The following is a 19604-nucleotide window of genomic DNA, read 5'->3' on the forward strand; positions in this document are numbered from 1 at the left end:
TTCCTGTTTCCCCTGTAGTCACACCGTTTTGGCCTGCTCCGACTTTAAGGGCTGATCCACGGACTATAAAACCCCAAGATACTGGAGAATTTTAAAGGAAAAATGAAGTTTGATCAGTTCATCTCCGTGATTCAGGGGATTTCCCGTAATTTTCCGGATTTTTTCAATGCGGTACAGCAAAGTATTCTTATGAATATGGAGATACTTTGCCGTCTCCATTGTATTTTGAGAAAAATTCAGGTATTGATAAAGGGTATTCAAAAAGTCTGTCCCTTTCCTTTTGTCATAATCCATAAGAATGGACAGGGCGGGATGGCAGAAATCCCACAGACTGTAGTCCTGATTTTCACATATCTCCAGAACATGAAAGATCGACATAGTTTCATATCGGTGCAGCCCGCTTTCATGAAGAATCCGCTGGCCAAGATCTGCGGCTTTTAATGCCTGCTCATAATATTTACGGATGTCTTGTATATTTTCAAAGTTATTGCTGATACCGGCAATAAGACCGTTATGTTTTAAATAATTTTCCAGCCCCTCGCTTTCAAACCGGTGATTCTCCCCCTGCCCGCATCCATTAATAAGGAGGACAATGGCGTTATCATACACTACATAAAGGCAGTCGGGAACATATCGCTGCAGATCTGAGATGATAAGCTCCTGGCGGGCATGTGAAGTCAGATTGTTTTTCGGGCTGATGGTCAGAACAAAAAGCTCGTCCTTGAGGACATATCCCAGCGTCGCCAACCGTTCCTTACTTCCTTCAAGATTACCCGCCCGGTTATCCAGAAGATCCCCTATAAAATAGGCGTACATTGTCCCTTTATTCTTCTTATAGAAATCATTTTTCTGGAGTTCAATGGATGTAATCCGGCAAAGTCTCTGTACCAGCTCATAATCGTTGTCAGCAAAAGGCTTGTTCATCTCATAGAGCATGACATGCCCCACCTCTATATCGTGGATCGTCACCGGCCCCACAAGCATTCCGCTTTTATGAACCGGATTAAAAAAGTAAAGTGGACGGCCGCTTCGGCGGATCTTATCGTCCAACTGCATTTTTCTGATCTGTCTTATCCCCTCCTCGGCAATCTGCCCCATCATCGTCTCTTTCTCCATGAGCTGGCTGTCCGCCACGGTTCCAGAAGAAAAGGCAAGATACTTATAACTGTTGTCCACAATAAACAATGGATTTCCCAAAATCCCATAGGCCACATCACAAAGGCCCTGCAAACCCTTATCCTCAAAGAGGGCGTCAAGAAAAGCCCGCATACCGGTGACTACCTGCTCGCTTTCAAGAAAAATATCCTGAATCTGATTATATATGGCAAAAGCATCTTCCCTGGAAGAGATAAGCAGACAGTTCACGTCCACACCGGAGTCCAAAATGCCGGTGAGTTCCGTCAGACTTCCATAACACAGAAAATTAACGCAGTATCCATTCTGAGATACTTCCGGGAGCTGAGATATACTTCCGAAATATAAAATGTTGGACAAAAATACAGTCTGATCTTTCGTGATCATACGAATACCGGTAATATCTGTCTCAAGATTCTTCCCTTCCAGGACAGTTATGGCATAATTATCCAGCTTTTCCATAATCTCACACAATCGCATAAAATGTCAACCTTTCATATTCTTTGTACAAAAATTTCAATTTTTCCCCTTTTCCTCGCTGATTTTTATAAATCCGTACGAATCTGAAGGGAGTAAATTTATTGATCTTTGTACATTTGCACGATGTTTTTATTTTATTATTATACTATAATAAAGTTATATTGCGCAATGGTAAATATAATGATGATAAGTTGGAGGGTTTACATTATGAGAAAGGAGATTCTGGCAAACATGGCGAAACGGGCCGCTGCCATGTTCGGCAAAGATGAAGCGTTTTTTACGGCTGAGACCCCATTTGGGGAACTTGGCATGAAATCGGTAAACTATAATCAGATCATTAATGATCTTGAGGACAAATATGACATCGAGATTCCTTTCACGGAGTTTTGCCGCCAAAAGACTTTCGGCGAAGCCGCTGATTTTGTCGAAAAGCTGATAGAAGGCTGAACCACCGCGATTTATAAAGCCGCCGGAGGGCGATAGTATTTGCCGCCGCGCAAAATAATGAACAGACCCCCGGCGAGCCTTACCTCAGATCATGACTGGAAGGCTCGCTGAAAATATATTTTATTTATTAAGGAGAGTGTCATGAAAGATTCATACAAAATTTTCACAATCAACCCAGGATCAACATCCACAAAGATCGCTCTGATCGAAAATGACAAAGTACTCTTTTCCAAAAACGTTTCCCACGATGCCAGCAAACTGGCTGAATTTGACGGTATTTCCGCCCAGCTCCCTTATCGTCTGGAAACTATCTTAAATCTTTTAAAAGAGTCCAACATATCTCTTGAAGGCATTGACGCCTGCGTTGGCCGCGGCGGCGGCCTCATCGCCATGGAAGGCGGTACATATGAAATTGACGACCTTCTTCTTGACCATGCCACAAGAGGCGCCAACGGCGTTCAGCATCCGGCTCAGTTAGGGCCCCAGCTTGCCAGAGAATTTGCGAAACAGTACAACTGCCCGGCTTTTGTTGTCAATCCCCCGGATGTTGACGAGCTTCAGGATCTCGCCCGTCTCACAGGTATCAAAGGTGTTAACCGTATTATCCACCTTCATGCCTTAAACCTGAAGGAGACAGCTATCCGTCACGCTCAGTCCCAGGGCAAAAAATATGAAGAGCAGAACTATGTGGTATGCCATATCGGCGGCGGTATTTCCGTATCCGCCCACAGACAGGGCAAGATGGTTGACGGTTATGATATCGTCGGCGGCGAGGGCCCCATGGCTCCCACACGCTGCGGCTCTGTTTCCGTCTCCGACCTGATCAATTACGCTAAAGGAAAAGATCTGTCCGAGGTAAAAAAAGTTTGCACAAAGACCGGCGGTCTTGTAAGTCACCTTGGAACTTCCGACGCTCTTTCTGTAAGCCAGCAGGCTGAGGCCGGCGAGCCTTATGCCAAGATGGTATGGAACACCATGATCTATCAGATCAACAAGTGCATCGGCTCTATGGCCACAGTGCTTCACGGCAAGGTGGACGGCATCCTTCTCGGCGGCGGCATGGTTTACAACAAAGATCTTGTATCCCAAATCAAGGAAGCCTGCGAATGGATCGCTCCCGTATCCGCTTATCCTGGCGAGTTCGAAATGGAAGCTATGGCTTCCGGTGCAATCCGCGTGTTAACCGGACAGGAACAGGTTAAGAAATACACCGGTGTTCCTGTGTGGTCCGGTTTTGATTTTGAATAAAGGATCTGTGCTATGACAAACAAAGAAATTGTGGAAGAATTTACTCGCGTTGTTTTTAATGGTAAAGACCTGTCCGCGATCGACCGATATATGCATGACGATTATATCCAACATAATCCTACAGTTGCCCAGGGGAAAGAAGGTTTTCTGGATTTCGCTCAAAACCGTTTTTTTAAAATGTTTCCAGATCTGGAACTGAAGATCATGCACATTTACGAGGACGGTGACATTGTCATCAGCCATAATCACGCTGTTCTGAAAAAAGGTGAAATTGAGAATATTGTTTTTGATGTTTACCGCCTCAAAGACGGTAAACTGGCGGAACACTGGGACTGTATCCAGCATCTTACCCCGGAACAGATTCCTGAAGCCGGAAAATTCTTTTAACTCACCCTATAATTTTTCTAAACAGTCAATCATCGGCTCCCAACGGACTGACAGAATCATCCTGTCAGCCCGTTGGGGGCTTTTTATATGTCTTTTTCATGCCCTGCTCCCGATGCTCATCCCTTCTGGCCAAAAGAAGAAAATGGGAAATGCACTTAACTTCCACCAGACGCATAAACTGTAATGAAAGACAGCTGTGAGGTGCTTTTATTGCAGTCATTTCCCAAACCGCTCACATCCGAGGAGGAGCGCTGTTATCTGGAGCGCTACCGCAACGGCGATGAGGACGCCAAAAATATCCTCATTGAAAAAAATCTGCGTCTTGTGGCACATATTGTAAAAAAATATAACAATTCCGGCCGGGATATGGATGAGTTAATCGCCATTGGCATTGTGGGCCTTGTAAAAGCTGTCAACACCTTTGATGCGGATAAGGGGAACCGGATCGTCACTTACGCGGCGCGATGCATTGAAAAACCTATCCTCTCACTAATGCGGTTTTACGTCCTGAAGAGATTCCCCTTTACAGATCAAAGCCGCACTGGAGGGTATTTGCCAAATATTCTGATGAAATCTACCTGATGTGCAGAACAGAGGACAGCATTGTAAGGTATGCGCCTCTTTGTATCCATACCTTTCAATTGATAGCCCCGCGCAAGCTCTTAGAAGCACAGTTATTCAATCAACAATATCACAGCTACGAGGAGATCAAAATGTTCCCGACCGATTGCGCTGGTGCCGTCATCACATGGGGCTGATGCAGAAAGAGGTGGCAGAGCGGATCGGAGTATCCAGGGAACATTACATAGATTTTGAGATGGGAAACGTTGACTACTATCCAAAAGAAATCGTGGACAGGCTGGCTACTCTTTACCATATACCGGTTGATGATCTGCTGGATGACTACAATCGTTTTCAGTATAAAGGTCAAGGAGAACTGCTGAGGGAATGCCGCGAGAAAATGGGCTTAAAGAAAAAAACTTTCGCGAGACTGCTCCATGTACATCCAAATACATATCGGGACTGGGAGGCTGATAAGAAGCGCATGTTTAAAATAACATGGAATAAATATTTTCGGGATATTGTCGATTTATAGAGCGCACACAAAGCAGACGTTCAATCTTTATATGGATTGTCCGTCTGCTTTTTCTTTCGCTGCTGTTCTTATGATCTCACCAAGCAATTGTATTTTCTGCTCGGAAGAGCAATTTAATTTGCTGATATACTGGCTTACCATATCGGCGTGGACGCCTGCCGCCCGGACTGCCAGTTCACGTCTGCCCTCTTCTGTTTTCGGATAATGAACAATCACATTGATCGGAACACTTTTTCTTGCGATACCACACACCTCCCCGGTATTTCAATTTATGAACGAGAAGTTGTCCTCTATTCCCTCCACATAATTCTCTTTTTGCTTCACGAGATAAAAATTGATGTTATAATATATTGAAGAAACTCTTCGGAACTTCTTTGTGATATCATTTTACCAAGAGCTCTTCAAAAGCTCATTGAACGATATTTGAGCATAAATTGATTATTATCAGGAGGATTACATGGAACGGTGCGATTTCAGTTCGATCATTACCACGTTTCGCAAATATATCAGCGATGACCGGGGGATGAATCAGATAGATTTACTATATGAATTATTTAAAAGTTTTCTGGCGGAAGAATCCTCTCAGGACTTTGATTTTGATAACGGTCTGGTCTGCCGTTGGTATAACGGTCAGGCTCGGATCAGTCCCCGTATTTCAAAATATTACATGTATGAGAAAAATCGAGAACGGTTAATTTTTGATATAGAAAAAAATATTTTGCCATTGATGTACGATAGTGCAATGGCTGTACAGGAAGTTTATCAGATATTGATACAGGACAGCACGATTTCAGATAAGGTTAAAGAGCAGCTTTCTCGGCGGTATCTCTGCAGCTCTACCTCAGATGAAGCCTTATTCCTTGCCTCTGCTCTTTGCTTTGGCATGGAACGCACTTTTGTGAAGAGAAACAGTGATACAAAGAAACTGCTTTCTGCCGGAAATCTTTCTCCAGTTATAAAAGATTTTGTATTTGATGGAGATGTTCCAAAAGTCTGCCCTCATTTCTGCGGAAGAGAAACAGAACTTTGCACCCTCCATGATTTAATAGAAAACAACAAAAAAGTCTTCCTGCAGGGCATTGCTGGTATCGGAAAAAGCGAGGTTGCAAAGGCTTATGCCCAAACATACAGGAAGGAATACACGAACATCCTGTATCTTACTTACAGCGGCGATCTGAGGCAGGATATCATCAATCTGGATTTTGCAGATGATCTACCAGAAGATTCTGAGGAGGATCGTTTTCGCAAACATAATCGTTTTCTTCGGACATTGAAAGATGATACTCTGCTGATCATAGATAATTTCAACACCACCGCCACCAAAGACAGCTTTCTATCTGTAGTATTAAAATATCGTTGCCGTATTATTTTCACAACCCGCAGCCGGTTTGATAATTATACTTCCATGGATCTTGAAGAAATCTCCAATCCGGAAGCCTTGTTATCGCTGATGAGATGCTTTTACTCAGATGCAGGAAAATATTCTTCTGTTTTGAAACAGATCATTCAAGCCGTACACAGCCATACGCTGGCGGTAGAATTGTCCGCACGTCTGCTGGAAACCGGAATTTTAGAGCCTCAAAATTTATTGATCAGACTTCAAGTGGAAAAATCAGCTTTGAATGCCACAGATACAATCGACATCATCAAAGATGGACAAAGTCGCAAAGCTACTTACTACGACCACATTCATACTCTGTTTTCCTTATATCAGCTTTCTCCGGCGGAACAGGATATTATGAGGGGATTTTCCTTTGCCCCGGCAGGCGGGATCAGCGGCAGGCTATATGCACACTGGCTAAAGCTGTCTGACCATCGCAAAACGATTGGAACAGCTCCGGGGCACAATGATCATGATCCGCTATTATCTGTTCCATAACCGTATGCAGGCATCCTCCGCCAGAGAATGGATTTCTATGATCACACCGGTTTTGAAGACATACAAAGCTATCACAAAGGCGATCCGGACAAAGCAGTCAGAAAAGGAATCTCTTCAGTCACAGAAAAAGAAACTCAGCTTTTTGCAACCGGTTCAGTACTATCAGATCAGCCAGAAGATCACGACTCTTACTGAGGATATTGAAGAATTGCTGTCGCAGAAAGAACGGCTTATCTGTAATAATTACTTTCACAATGAATCCGAGATAAAGACGAGTGAAATCACTCTTAAAAATTCGATGCAAGAGTTGATGAAAGAGATACTGTCAGGGATCAGATTTATCAGAAGTTATACGCCACGATGGGACAGAGATTCGATGCCTCCCTGTTTCATGAATCTGTCAGTGATATAGATCACCTGCTTGGTGAAGATCTGGAAACTTTCCGTGAACAGGCTTATCAAAAGCGTGCTTTATGGAAAATGGAACGCAGAAAAAAACAGCCTGTCCAACTGAAGAAAAAAGTGCATGATCATGAACGGTAACAGGCGGCACTAAGTACCGCCTGTTACTCTATCACATGATTAATTAGACTCTTATCGAGGGCTTACACCTGTCTAGCAGCCCTGTCAGGAATAAAGCTTCTGTTCTCTACTCCTCTTCAAAGATCTCTTTCCCGTTTGTCTCAATGACTTTTTTGTACCAGTAGAAGCTGTCCTTTTTGAAGCGGTTCAGTGTGCCACCCTCCTCTTCTTCCCGGTCCACATAAACGAAACCATATCGCTTCTGATATCCATTCAGCCAGCTCAAAAGGTCAGTGAAGGACCAGGTACAGTAGGCCAGTACCTGGCAGCCCTCCTCCACAGCTTCTCCCAGCGCCTTGATATGCTCTTTCAGGTAGCAGATCCTGTACTCGTCATGTATCTGATCGTCCTCAGTCTTCTTGTCAAATGCTCCCAGTCCGTTCTCAGAGATGACTATGGGCAGCGCATAGCGGCTCGTAATCTCTCTGCAGCAGAACTGAAGTCCCGAAGGATCGATACTCCAGTCCCAGTCTGTGGTCATCAGATACGGATTGGCCGGATTTTTGTAAATCCCTGGCATCCCCAGCTCCTGGGCAGAGCCCTTAACACCGGTCGTGTTCATAGTCCCGTAGGGAGTGGCCCCGTCCATGGGATTGTACTCGCACACACAGCTCTGGTAATAGTTCACGCCCATAAACGTGATTTGTGATGCCGCCTGTCTGAGAATCTCCTTGTCTCCATCAGCCATGTCCGGCGCAATCCCCTTTTTCTTCAAATATGTCATCGCCGCAACAGGATAACGCCCGTATGCATATACATCCATCCACCAGTAGTTTTTCAGGTCATCGTAGTTGGCTTTTGCCATAGCGTTGATAGGCTTGCAGTCCAGGGCATAGGAGGGGGTGTAGGCAAAGCTCGCCCCTATCTGTCCCTTTCCTCCCATCTGCCGGTAGGCCAACACCGCCTTTGCATGAGCCATAAACGCATGATGATTGACCTGGTAGAACATTTTCTGGTCATCAAATTTACCCGGCGGATGCTGGGCTGTCAGCCATCCCAGCGAAGTAAATATATTCTGCTCGTTCAGAGTGATCCAGTACTTCACCTTGCCGTCAAACCTAGAAAACAGCGTTTTTGCATAATGTACATAATCATCGATGATGCGGGGGCTCTCCCACCCCTGATACTCATCGACAAGGGCCTGGGGCAGATCCCAGTGGTAAATAGTCACCATGGGCTCTATGTTGTATTTCAGGCACTCGTCAATGATATCCTGGTAAAAAGCTATTCCCTCCTCGTTGACCTCCCCGGTCCCCTCAGGGAAGATCCTGGCCCAGGAGACAGAGAAGCGGTATGTATTCAGTCCCATCTCCGCCATCAGTGCGATATCTTCTTTGTACCTGTGATAGTGATCCACTGCCACATCCCCTGTAGTAGCTTTGTAAGTCTTGCCCGGGATGCGCACAAACGCATCCCAGTTCGTCATCCCTTTTCCGCCTTCCTTCCATCCGCCTTCAATCTGATAGGCGGCAGAAGCACTTCCCCAGAGAAATCCCTCCGGAAATCCTGCTGCTCTCATCTGTTCCATGTCTCTTCCTCCTTTTATTTTCGATTAACGTACTATCAGTATCTCATCCAGTTCCTTCACCGGTCCGGAGGAGGTGGCAGAGACATCCGCAAATGCATCCGTGTTGGATACGATAACCGGAGTCGTGATGTCATATCCCGCCTTCAGGATCTCATCCTTGTCAAACTCCAGGATAACTTCTCCCTTCTTGACTGTATCTCCGGAAGCCTTTTTCGGATAGAAATATTTTCCTTCCAGATTTACCGTGTCCATACCTACATGTATCAGCAATTCCACACCATCATTGCTGGTCATTCCGACTGCATGACCGGTCTCAAACATCATATCTATTTTTCCGTCAAAGGGGGCTACCACTTCTCCCTTCTCCGGAATGACAGCGGCGCCTTTTCCCAGGATTCCCTGTGAAAATGTAGCGTCCTTCACCTGATCCAGCGGGATGCACTCTCCCTGGATAGGGCTCGAAATACGGATTTCTCTTCCCTCCGGAAGGGGAGCGGCTGCAGGCTTGGCTTCTTCTGCCAGAATATCCTCATCGTCCTCGTCCACAATGTCTTCAAAACCGATCAGCATAGTGGCGATAAATGCCACAATGATTGTTATGACAATGGTAAGGGCTGCTATCAGAAGGCTGGCCGCTCTGTCCTCCTCCACATACTGAACAATCGTCACGATTGCCGGTGTTGCGATACCAAAGCATTTCATCTGAAAAAATCCACCGAAGAGTCCACCTGCGACAGCTCCGATGCAGGCTCCCAGCATTGGCCTTTTCAGTCTCAGTGTCACACCGTAGAGAGCGGGCTCTGTAATACCTGCCACAAGTGCGGAGAATGCGGAAGAGCCTGCCACCTGTTTAAAATCTTTATTTTTGCTCTTTACGGATACGGCAAGAGAAGCAGCACCCTGCGCCATGTTAGAGCAGAGCTCACCGATACAGATAAAGTTCTCATACCCGGTTGTGGCAATCATACCAAGCTTTATCGGGGTAAATGCATGGTGCATGCCAGCCATGACAACAAACGGATAAATACCGGCCACCAGTCCGATAGCGATAAAACCGAGCTGGTCATGGATAAAGTATACGACATCTGACAGGACATTGCCGAGGATTGCCCCCAGAGGTCCCAGTACGATCAGGGCAATCGGTGCCTCGATCAGCACCACCAGCATGGGGCGCAGGAAGTTCTTGGTCACCACGGGCGTAATCTTATCTGCCAACTTCTCCACATACTTTAGGGACCATACTGCCAGGATGATCGGGATGACCGAGTAGGAATAGGAAGCATAGGTAACCGGAATAAAGCCGAGGAATTTTACCACCTCCCCTGCCTCATTTGCATTACTCATCAGAGAAATAAAATTGGGATGGAGCATGATAAGCGCAATGCTCGCCGCATAGTACATATTTGTCCCGAATTTCTTTGATGCAGAAATGGCAATCAAAACAGGCATAAAGAAAAATGCTCCGTCTCCTATAACACTTAACAGGTTATAGGTATTCCCTTCTGTATCAAGCACACCTATCATGGGCAGCAGCGTCAGAAGCACCTTGATCATAGCTGCGCCGATGATTGCTGGAATAACCGGCGCCATAATGCCGGAAATCGTGTCCATCAGCATAGAGACGATTCCCTTCTTTTCCTGCTTCTGGGGTGCCTTCTTCGGAGCCTCGTTTGAGAAGTTGCCAAGCTTATTCAACTCTGCAAAGACATTGGCCACGTCATTTCCTATGATGATCTGGTACTGTCCTGCCTTCTTCATCACTCCCATAACGCCTTTTGTCTTTTTCACTGCCTCGTCGTCCACAATGGACTCGTCTTTCAGCGTGAATCTTAGCCTGGTCATACAGTGTACAAGGCTGATCACATTTTCTTTTCCCCCTACACGCTGCAGGATTTTCTTTGCAACACTTGCGTAATCCATATCTTCACCTCATTAGAATAATTAATATATGTATCCCGGAAGTATCCGGAAAAAGAAAGACCTAGCCTTAAAGAGCACATTTTCCCGGGAAATGTGCCCTTCAGGGCCAGGTCTTGCTTAACTGAATAATAACAAACCTGCGAACTAGCGGTGCTGTTCGTCCAGTATTCTCTTTATATGAATCAGCAGATACAGCTCCTCATCTATGCTGATCCGGTATCCGTACTGCTTTTCAATGAATCGGGCCACCTTTTCCACCCCCGTATAGGCATGCCCGTTTTGTGCCACCATTGCCTGGTATATCTCCTCCATGCTATCTTGATAAACCTCACCGTCCAGGGCTCTGGCTGAGAAGAATTTTAAATGTGTCAGAAACCTCTGATAGGACACAGAATCCTCGTCAAATTCAATCCTGAAATGTATTTTTACAATCTTGATAATGGCATTAATTAGCTCTGTCATCTTCTGCACATCTGAAACCTCGCTGCTCTCAAGCTCTGAGGATATAATGTGCATGGCGATAAATCCCGCCTCGTCTTCTCCCAGATCAATATCTGTCATCTTCCGTATCCACTCAATGGCCTCCTTGGCCACCCTGTATTCCTGTGGATAAAATTTTCGAATTTCGTGTCGCATCAGATTCTTAAGGCTAATTCCGCTCTGGTATCTCTCCACAGCGGAATTGATGTGATCTGTCAATGTCACATAGAGGGTATCTCTCACCTTCAGTCCTGCTTCTCTAGAAGCATTGACTACCTTGCCGGCAATCTCCAGATATTTCTCCGAGATTTCTCTCACCACCTGCTGGAGCCTGTAATTATCCTCCGCACTCTTCAGACAATAAATCTTCTCCACGCGGGACTTGTCCAGCTCTTCGCCCTTTTTCTTTTTAAAACCAATCCCGACGCCGGTAATGATAATTTCCCGGCCGCACGGATCCAACGATACAACTGCATTTGTATTCAGAACTCTGATGATCTTCACCTGTTCCTGCCCCCTCCAGCAAGCATCCAAAACGGCTTTACTATAAAAAAAACTGCCCATAATACTATTATCCCAATCAGTATTATAAACAGTCTTGCTTACCATCACGTAATAACAAACTTAATTTATGTGTATATATTAACAGTTCTCAGTTCATTTGTCCATAGCTATATTTATTTTCATCATATATCATAATTCCCTTCTTTGATTTTTATGCAATATTCCCAAAATCATTTTCTCCGCTTCAGACAACATGTGGCACTATACCGCTCATCTCAATTCCACAAAATGTATGGATATTCACCACGTCAGTATAGAAATTCGCCCAAGAACACGGACGAAATTTGTTGATGAAAGAGCCTTTTTGACCTATGTTAATTTCACCTTTTGAAAGTTGTCCATACTTTGCTTTTATACGCATATGCGTCTATATTACCGTTTACTCATTTGATACTATATGATATAATAGCTTATGTCATATATCATATAATGAGGAGAAACGCAATGAAAGAAAATGAGAATTACGTTGCCATTTATTCCCGAAAATCAAAATTTACCGGCAAAGGCGAAAGTATCGGAAATCAGATAGAACTCTGTAAAGAATACATTCAGACTCATTATGCTGAAATCCCAAAGGATCATATTTTAGTATATGAGGATGAAGGCTTCTCCGGCGGCAATCTAAACCGTCCAGGTTTTAAGAAGATGATGGAAGCTGCAAGAGAACGCAAATTCAAGGCAATCATTGTTTACCGTCTTGACAGGATCAGCCGTAATATTAGTGATTTCTCTAATCTGATTGAAGAATTGTCGAGGCTGGACATTGCTTTCACATCCATCCGAGAGCAGTTTGATACAGGTACACCAATGGGACGAGCCATGATGTATATCGCTTCTGTTTTTTCCCAGCTGGAACGTGAAACTATAGCTGAGCGTATCCGGGATAATATGCACGAACTGGCAAAAACCGGACGGTGGCTTGGAGGCACAACTCCCACCGGATATGCTTCAGAATCAGTCCAGAAGGTCACCATAGACGGAAAGGCAAAGAAAGCCTGCAAACTGAAACTGATACCGGAAGAGGCAGAGATCATCAAATTGATCTTTGATCTATATATTGAATATGACTCATTGACAGCCACAGAATCGGAATTAATGAAACGGGGGATCAAAACAAAGAATAATAAACACTTCACCCGTTTTTCCATAAAATCCATTTTACAGAATCCAGTCTATATGACCGCAGATGAAACCGCCTACGATTACCTTGTAAAAGAAAATACAGATCTGAACTCTGATAAGAAAGATTTTGATGGCATCCATGGCATTATGGCATATAATCGTACCCGTCAGGAAAAAGGAAAGACAGCCACCTATCTTCCGCCCGATGAGTGGATCGTAGCAGTAGGCCTGCATCCGGGGATTATTCCAGGCAAGATATGGATTTCCGTCCAGGATTCCCTCAACCGGAATAAAAGTAAAGCCTACCGTAAACCCCGAAATAATGAAGCATTACTCACCGGCTTATTATACTGTACCTGCGGTAACCGTATGTACCCGAAGATCAGCAAACGGAAAACTGCGAATGGTAAACCGATCTATACTTATGTATGCAAGCTGAAAGAACGCAGCAAACGCACTCTTTGCAACAGCAAAAATGCCAATGGGAATACCCTGGACGTGGCTGTTATCGAGCAAATCAAACTGCTTGAGGATGACAAAGGCTCTTTTATCGATCAGCTGGAGCAAAGCAGGAAATTCTATACAAGAAACCGGGCAGTCTATGAAGAGCAGCTTGCTTCTATGCGGAGAGATAAATCCGATATTGAAAGAAAAATCGAAAGGCTGGTTGATTCCCTTGCAGAGCTTAGCGACAGTATAGCGAAAAATCATGTAGCAAAACGGATCGAACAGTTAAATCAGGAATCTGTTGAGATAGCTTCCCGAATTCATGAAATGGAAGGACTGACTTCACAGCATGATCTCAGCGATATAGAATTTGATGTTATGCGTCAGTTATTATCAGTTTTCAAAGACAGTATTGATGAAATGACCGTAGAACAGAAACGCTCTGCAATCCGTACTCTAGTCCGTAAAGTCGTGTGGGACGGCGTCAATGCTCATATTATCTTATTTGGCGCACAGGATGATGACATTGAGTATCCGCCGCTCTCCCAGCTCAGCAATGAAACAAACGCTGCGGAGGATGACTTCGAAGAACTGGAACGGTTCAGTGACGTGGATTACGAAGATGATGACGATATCCTCACAAAAACCCATCGGGGAGAGGATAGCAAATGAGCTTCTCATGATGCTGCGCAGCGAGCGTAAGCTAACAAGGGAAGTCTCTTTATACGATCCTATCGGCACAGATAAGGAAGGAAATGAGATCAGTCTTTTAGATATTGTGGAAAACCCTGAAATGGATATTGCTGACCGCATCGCTCTGAAAGGGAGCATACACCAGCTTTATGACAATCTGGATCGGCTCCTTAGCAGCCGCGAAAAAGAAATCATCTGCCGAAGGTACGGCCTTGGCGGCCAGCCCGCCGCCACCCAAAAAGAAATCGCTGAGAAACTGGGGATTTCCCGAAGCTACGTCAGCCGCATTGAGAAGCGGGCTCTGGAAAAACTCCGCTGCGGCATGGATTCATGGAAATAAAGTAAAATCCCTTCCGGGCAATAAGACATATCTGGCCTATTGCCTGAAAGGGATCTTAAAGATCATAAACATCTATCTGTTCTGTCAGGGCATGGAATTTTCATCCTTATTCTCTTTTTTCTTCGCGGAGGACGCGGAAAATTTTCCAAGGGCCCACACGATGATCATAATGAGAATGATCGCTGTAAAAATGCCCGCCATGCCTTTTCCCATAATTTCCAATGTTATTATAAAATCATTCATATATCCAAAACCTTCCCTTCAATCAAAGATAACTGGTAACGACCTGGATAACAAGACCGCCGGCTATAACGGAAGCGATCTGCCCGGATACATTGGCTCCGGCAGCATGCATGAGGATAATATTCCCCTTCTCTTCCTCATTGGCCAGCTTCTGAACAACACGGGAGGCCATAGGGAACGCGGAAATACCCGCAGCGCCAACCATGGGGTTGATCTTGTTCTTTCTGAACAGATTAAGGATCTTGGCCAGAAGGACGCCGCCTACAGTATCGAAAACGAATGCCAGAAGGCCAATACACATGATCAGGATAGTATCCAGATCAACAAAAGCTTCCGCCCGCATACTGAAGGAAATAGTAATACCTAACAGGAGGGTAATAAGATTAGTCAGCGTATTCTGAGCTGTATCAGACAATGTGCCGAGGACACCGCACTCGCGGAGCAGATTACCGAACATCAGGAAACCTACCAGAGCAATGGAAGACGGAGCGACAAAGCCCACAATAATGGTTACAATAATGGGGAAAGCGATACGTACAGTCTTTGTAACCATAGCCGGATGATATTCCATATGAATCCGCCGTTCTTTCTTTGTTGTCATAGCTTTAATAACCAGCGGCTGGATAATAGGAACAAGTGCCATGTAGGAGTAGGCAGCCACGGCGATGGCTCCCACATAATTGGAATCAAGAACCTGGGACACAAGGATAGCTGTAGGACCGTCAGCAGCACCGATAATACCTGCAGAAGCTGCGTCCGCCAGGTCAAAGCCAAAAAGAGAAGCTGCGCAGATGGCGAAGAAAATACCAAACTGAGCCGCTGCGCCAAAAAGGAACATGACCGGATTGGCCAGAAGCGGTCCGAAATCAATCATGGCGCCGATACCGATAAATAACAGTGTTGGCAATGCCTCTGAGGCTTCGATACCAATATCAAAAAGCCACTCGATGATACCATTGGTCTCGCCTACGCCGGACATGACCTGATTAAGAACACCGGATAATGGCAAATTGACCAGAATCGCGCCAAAGCCCATGGGCAGAAGCAGTGTGGGTTCACAGCCTTTCTTAATGGCCAGCCAGATCAGTAAGATTCCAACCAGATACATCACACATTGCTGCCATGTCACGGACATTATGCCGTCCAAAAGAAAATCCATAAATAAAACACCCCTTTGTTTGATTTTATCAGCCGTAATTTCAGGTGAGGCACCTTCACTTTAAAAAGAAAAGGCTTTTATCACGGGCCCAAAGGCCTGTAATAAAAGTCTTGCCATTTCAACTTACAAGCGGATATTTCTATCGTCCTGACGCCTGAAAATCCATAAATGTATGGCGGCTACTCCCTTTTATTATGGATACTTTATCCTCAGCAAACGAGGTTATTGCTATTATACAACAGAAAAAGGGGATATGTCCAGACAAATCAGTGAAAAAATAGGGTTCACATGGGATTTTTCATCTGTCCGTAAATCCATCTACAGGAATCCGGTCAAACATTGCCCGTCCGCCTGTTTCATTGGGATGGAGGTGATCGCCGGAATCATATTCCGGCCTGATCCGGGATTTATGAAACGGATCGCAGATCGCCTGGTCAAAATCAATGATATGCTCAAAAACTTCTTTGCCGCGCATCCATTCATTCACCTGATTTCTCAGTGATTCCGCGCCTTCATTAAAACCGGAATATCCTTCAAAAGGCGTAATAGTGGCTCCATAAACCTGAATGCCATTTTTCTCCAAAACATCCTTCAAAATTTTATAGCCCCTGGCCATCTGGCCAAACGAAGGCATTTCATCGACACATTTGCCGCCGACGTCATCGGTTCCCGGCTGGGAAATATCATTCACACCTAAAGCTATAATTACTTTGCTGACGCCGGAAAGGGTAAGAATATCCTGATAAACCCGGATTAAAGCGCTGTCGCCAAAGGCTTCTCCGAAAATACACCGATCCGGAGTACTGCGCAGCAGCCGGTTTCCGCTGATTCCCAGATTCAGGGCGGTTATCCTTCCCGAAGAAGCATTTAAAAGTTTATCTCTCAAAGGGTTGAACCAGAATCCCATCTGTGTAATAGAATCTCCAAAAGCGGCAACGGCGAAACTCTCCTCCCCCGTTAAAATTTCCATGGCCTGAACAAGCATCAGCGGTTCCTGAAAGACTGCTTCCGGAATCTGGGGAAGTACCGTCCTTTGATTAGGTTCTATGATAAACCTTCCGGGGGCGGTATAATCGCCGACAACGGAGTGTTCCCCTGTTTGGGTCATAGATCCGGAGATGATATCATCTTTCACATAAAAACAGATTTCCACCTCATCTCCGGCATAAATACGAAACTTTACAGGATCCGTCCGTATAGATTGAAGGGCGGCAACAGTAAAACCGCTCCGACCGCCTGCGGTTAGTCTGAAACAGGCCTCACCTATAGTTACCGTCGCTTTTTCAATCCTTACAGGCTCCGAGCCATAAAAATTTGAGAGCAGAAAGCGCAGTGCTTCCCCATCTGATGTACTTTTAAACCGGCATCGAAGGGTTTTATCCGGCAAAGGTGAAATAAACAGCCGGCAATCGCATTGGGCACAGGCCCATTCTGTCACCCATCTTAACATCATTCTTTAAGTCCTCCATCTTTTATCCCACATCTGTCCACTGTCCAGGAGCCGCGCAAAACGGCCTTTCTCCATAGATCCCCCAGACTGTTACAGGCGTTGGATTATATAATCGCTTTCCATCATCATAAAGTTCCAGTTTTTCCGCTGCCTGAACATAAGCCGCCAGTTCTCCGTTGGATACGTACCATATTTCTTTTCTTCGGGAAATCAACTGAATAAATGTTTCGAATTGCCCCCACAAATTCAGACAGTCCAGCTCATAACTGTGTCCCCAGATATGAAAAACCTGCCAGGGCATATACCATGGCCGTTCTTCTTTGAGAAAGATATCCGCCAGATTTAATAGTTCCGGTGCCGCGAAATGACAGGTCGGGTGCCACTGGTAAAAATCCCCGGGAAGATCAAATTTTTTAGTATCAACAGTTGTCCGCCCGTAAATACAGCCCGACAGGCGGAGAATTTCAAAAGTATCTTTGTTGTAGCTGCCATAAGGATATGCCAGACCTCTGATCATAGAATGAACCAGTGTCTCCAGCATATGCTGATTGTTGGAAATTTCATACATCTGAACATTGGACGGCATATTCCCCAAAGCAATATGGCTCCATGTATGATTTCCAATCTCGTGACCACTGTAAAGCCCTGCGGCCTGCTCCCGGGAAATCACTTTATGTTCAAAAACCATGCCATCGGCTTCGATTGTCTGACATTGTTCAAATTTTCCACAGCTTATATTAAAGGTTCCCTTCATTCCATAATTATTCAGCAGTGCTACCAGAGGAATATCCTGGATAACTCCGTCATCAAAACTCAGTGTTACCGCTTTCTTTTTCCCCTCAGGAAAGCAGGGATAAATCGTCTGATTCATTTTTTATCATCTCCTTCAATGACATAAGAAAAAGGTTTTGCCGGAATGTGAGCAGAATTGAACAAATTCACCTGAAAGAAATCCTCCATCGCGAAATTGATTTTCATTCCTTCCTGAAAACTTCCCTGCTTTAAGTCAATAGATAAGCGATTTTTTTCAATGCGGACACTATAGGCCGTCTCAGACAGACACACATTGGCTTTGTCAAATATTTTCAGCGCTGTCAACGACTCGCCTTCCATCACCAATCCCTTTCCTGCATTTTTCATAGATATCGTCACCCTGTTTTCAAACACTGACCATTTTTCCGGTACAGGAGCTTCGCATAACAGATCTTCCCCGTAAATGTAGTGCCTTGCAATTAAAGACATTCTATAACCAACCGGTCCTTTTTTCTTGGGATGAAGATCATACTTCATCCCCACATCACCGGTGGCCACCGTATAAACCTTATTTATACATTCAGCCACCTGCTCCTGAGCCCTTCGTATTTCACCAAAGCGCCGTCCATCGCTGTAAGGAGCCACATGCGCCATAATAAACGGCAGTTCCTCACGCCATTCGCCGCGCCAGCACTGAATCAGTCGGGTCAGCACAGAATCATAGATTTCAGCGTGACCAGCGTCGCTTTCTCCCTGATACCACAAAATCCCCTGAACACTGTATGGAACAATTTTCTTTAACATAGTCCTGTACAAACCACAGGGCCGCCATGGATGGACCGGTGTTACCGGCGCGTCAAACATTCCGCTTTCGGCCATCTTTTTCAGAATCTTCCGGGTTTCTTCCGGTGACACTCCATACATTAGCCGTTCAGTGAGCGGATCTTTGAAAGGATCATTTTTCCAAATCGCATTTCCCTTTTTTTCTTTATCAATGTAAGCCTGATAATTTCCGCATTTTTTCAATGCTTCCACATACTCATCCACCCATATTTTTCCGGACAAAACCGCGCTTTTATAATCCATCCAGCAGCAGGCAGATGTTCCTCCCCAGTTGCAGCCTACAATCCCGATCGGTATGTGATAACTGTTCTGCAGTTCTTTCGCAAAATAGTAGGCCACGGCTGAATAATATTCCAGATTTTCTTCGTCACAGACCCGCCAAAAACCAAAGCGGGAATAATCCTCTTCTTCCATCTGTGATTCATAGGATATTCTGGGAACGTCAAAAAATCGTATATTTTCATTATGACAATTCAGATGTTCTTTTTCAAAATCCTGGTCATATCGCATATAAAATTCCATATTCGATTGTCCCGCGGCTACCCAGACCTCTCCTACAGCAACATTATTAATACAAATTTCTTCTTTCTTTCCGGAAATGACCATTTTTTCCTCAAAAGACATCTCCAACGGAGCCACCGCAGCCATCCAGTGTCCATTTTCATCGGCAAAAGCGGTACTTCTTTTGCCCTGTATCGTTATGGAAATACATTCCCACGGCGATGCACTCCCCCAAACATAAAGATTTTTCTTTTGCTGAAGAACCATATAATCTGCAAAAATCGGCGCTGTCCTAAGCATTTTGATTC

Annotated in this window: 17 protein-coding genes and 1 pseudogene; 9 read left to right on the forward strand and 9 right to left on the reverse strand. The window is 44.9% G+C overall.

Features of this window, described 5'->3' with window-relative positions; all coding sequences use genetic code 11:
• Positions 1–63: 63 nt before the first annotated feature.
• Positions 64–1614, reverse strand: a complete 1551-nt coding sequence (locus HNP82_RS13760; protein WP_183775648.1) for a PucR family transcriptional regulator — start codon at positions 1612–1614, stop codon at positions 64–66.
• A gap of 207 nt (positions 1615–1821) precedes the next feature.
• Here HNP82_RS13760 and HNP82_RS13765 point away from each other — a divergent pair, with 207 nt between their 5' ends.
• The 7 genes from HNP82_RS13765 to HNP82_RS13800 all read left to right on the forward strand — a co-directional run bounded on the left by HNP82_RS13765 (position 1822) and on the right by HNP82_RS13800 (position 7083).
• The gene (locus HNP82_RS13765) at positions 1822–2061 is read left to right on the forward strand and encodes an acyl carrier protein (protein WP_183775650.1); all 240 of its coding nucleotides are present in this window, start codon (positions 1822–1824) and stop codon (positions 2059–2061) included.
• Positions 2062–2202: 141 nt separating this feature from the next.
• Positions 2203–3309, forward strand: coding sequence for a butyrate kinase (gene buk, locus HNP82_RS13770; protein ID WP_183775652.1), 1107 nt, complete (start codon positions 2203–2205; stop codon positions 3307–3309).
• Between the two features lie 12 nt (positions 3310–3321).
• Positions 3322–3696, forward strand: a complete 375-nt coding sequence (locus HNP82_RS13775) for a nuclear transport factor 2 family protein (RefSeq protein WP_183775654.1) — start codon at positions 3322–3324, stop codon at positions 3694–3696.
• Between the two features lie 183 nt (positions 3697–3879).
• On the forward strand, positions 3880–4278 hold the full coding sequence (locus HNP82_RS13780; protein ID WP_183775655.1) for a sigma factor: 399 nt from the start codon (positions 3880–3882) through the stop codon (positions 4276–4278).
• A 1-nt stretch (position 4279) separates the two neighbouring features.
• Positions 4280–4792, forward strand: a complete 513-nt coding sequence (locus tag HNP82_RS13785) for a helix-turn-helix transcriptional regulator (RefSeq protein ID WP_330599617.1) — start codon at positions 4280–4282, stop codon at positions 4790–4792.
• Positions 4793–5249: 457 nt separating this feature from the next.
• Positions 5250–6671: an NB-ARC domain-containing protein gene (locus HNP82_RS13795; RefSeq protein WP_183775659.1), complete on the forward strand. Its 1422-nt coding sequence runs from the start codon at positions 5250–5252 to the stop codon at positions 6669–6671.
• A complete protein-coding gene (locus HNP82_RS13800) occupies positions 6646–7083 on the forward strand; it encodes a hypothetical protein (RefSeq protein WP_183775663.1) in 438 nt (145 codons plus the stop codon). The genes HNP82_RS13795 and HNP82_RS13800 overlap by 26 nt, the downstream gene beginning before the upstream one ends.
• A 237-nt stretch (positions 7084–7320) precedes the next feature.
• On the opposite strand, the gene HNP82_RS13805 is transcribed toward HNP82_RS13800, so the two are convergent.
• The 3 genes from HNP82_RS13805 to licT all read right to left on the reverse strand — a co-directional run bounded on the left by HNP82_RS13805 (position 7321) and on the right by licT (position 11685).
• Positions 7321–8781 (reverse strand): glycoside hydrolase family 1 protein, encoded by a 1461-nt coding sequence (locus HNP82_RS13805; RefSeq protein WP_183775664.1) that lies wholly within the window; start codon positions 8779–8781, stop codon positions 7321–7323.
• A 24-nt stretch (positions 8782–8805) separates the two neighbouring features.
• Positions 8806–10701: a beta-glucoside-specific PTS transporter subunit IIABC gene (locus HNP82_RS13810; RefSeq protein ID WP_183775665.1), complete on the reverse strand. Its 1896-nt coding sequence runs from the start codon at positions 10699–10701 to the stop codon at positions 8806–8808.
• Between the two features lie 144 nt (positions 10702–10845).
• On the reverse strand, positions 10846–11685 hold the full coding sequence (gene licT / locus HNP82_RS13815) for a BglG family transcription antiterminator LicT (protein ID WP_330599618.1): 840 nt from the start codon (positions 11683–11685) through the stop codon (positions 10846–10848).
• 504 nt (positions 11686–12189) lie between these two features.
• Between licT and HNP82_RS13820 the strand changes: the two genes are divergently transcribed.
• Together HNP82_RS13820 and HNP82_RS13825 are read left to right on the forward strand one after the other, a co-directional pair.
• The gene (locus tag HNP82_RS13820; protein WP_183775667.1) at positions 12190–13986 is read left to right on the forward strand and encodes a recombinase family protein; all 1797 of its coding nucleotides are present in this window, start codon (positions 12190–12192) and stop codon (positions 13984–13986) included.
• Positions 13976–14347, forward strand: a pseudogene (locus tag HNP82_RS13825) (sigma-70 family RNA polymerase sigma factor); the annotation flags it as partial. The gene HNP82_RS13820 and the pseudogene HNP82_RS13825, both read left to right, overlap by 11 nt.
• 84 nt (positions 14348–14431) lie before the next feature.
• On the opposite strand, the gene HNP82_RS13830 reads toward HNP82_RS13825, so the two are convergent.
• The 5 genes from HNP82_RS13830 to HNP82_RS13850 all read right to left on the reverse strand — a co-directional run bounded on the left by HNP82_RS13830 (position 14432) and on the right by HNP82_RS13850 (position 19596).
• A complete protein-coding gene (locus tag HNP82_RS13830) occupies positions 14432–14590 on the reverse strand; it encodes an archaellin/type IV pilin N-terminal domain-containing protein (RefSeq protein ID WP_183775668.1) in 159 nt (52 codons plus the stop codon).
• 22 nt (positions 14591–14612) lie between these two features.
• A complete protein-coding gene (locus HNP82_RS13835; RefSeq protein ID WP_183775670.1) occupies positions 14613–15749 on the reverse strand; it encodes a sodium ion-translocating decarboxylase subunit beta in 1137 nt (378 codons plus the stop codon).
• A 298-nt stretch (positions 15750–16047) separates the two neighbouring features.
• On the reverse strand, positions 16048–17202 hold the full coding sequence (locus tag HNP82_RS13840; protein WP_183775671.1) for a GDSL-type esterase/lipase family protein: 1155 nt from the start codon (positions 17200–17202) through the stop codon (positions 16048–16050).
• A 19-nt stretch (positions 17203–17221) separates the two neighbouring features.
• Complete coding sequence (locus HNP82_RS13845; protein ID WP_183775672.1) at positions 17222–18070, reverse strand: polysaccharide deacetylase family protein; 849 nt, start codon at positions 18068–18070, stop codon at positions 17222–17224.
• Complete coding sequence (locus tag HNP82_RS13850) at positions 18067–19596, reverse strand: sialate O-acetylesterase (RefSeq protein WP_183775673.1); 1530 nt, start codon at positions 19594–19596, stop codon at positions 18067–18069. Before HNP82_RS13850 ends, HNP82_RS13845 begins: the two co-directional genes overlap by 4 nt.
• Positions 19597–19604 lie beyond the last annotated feature (8 nt).

This window comes from Catenibacillus scindens, assembly GCF_014202115.1.
GTDB lineage: Bacteria > Bacillota > Clostridia > Lachnospirales > Lachnospiraceae > Catenibacillus > Catenibacillus scindens.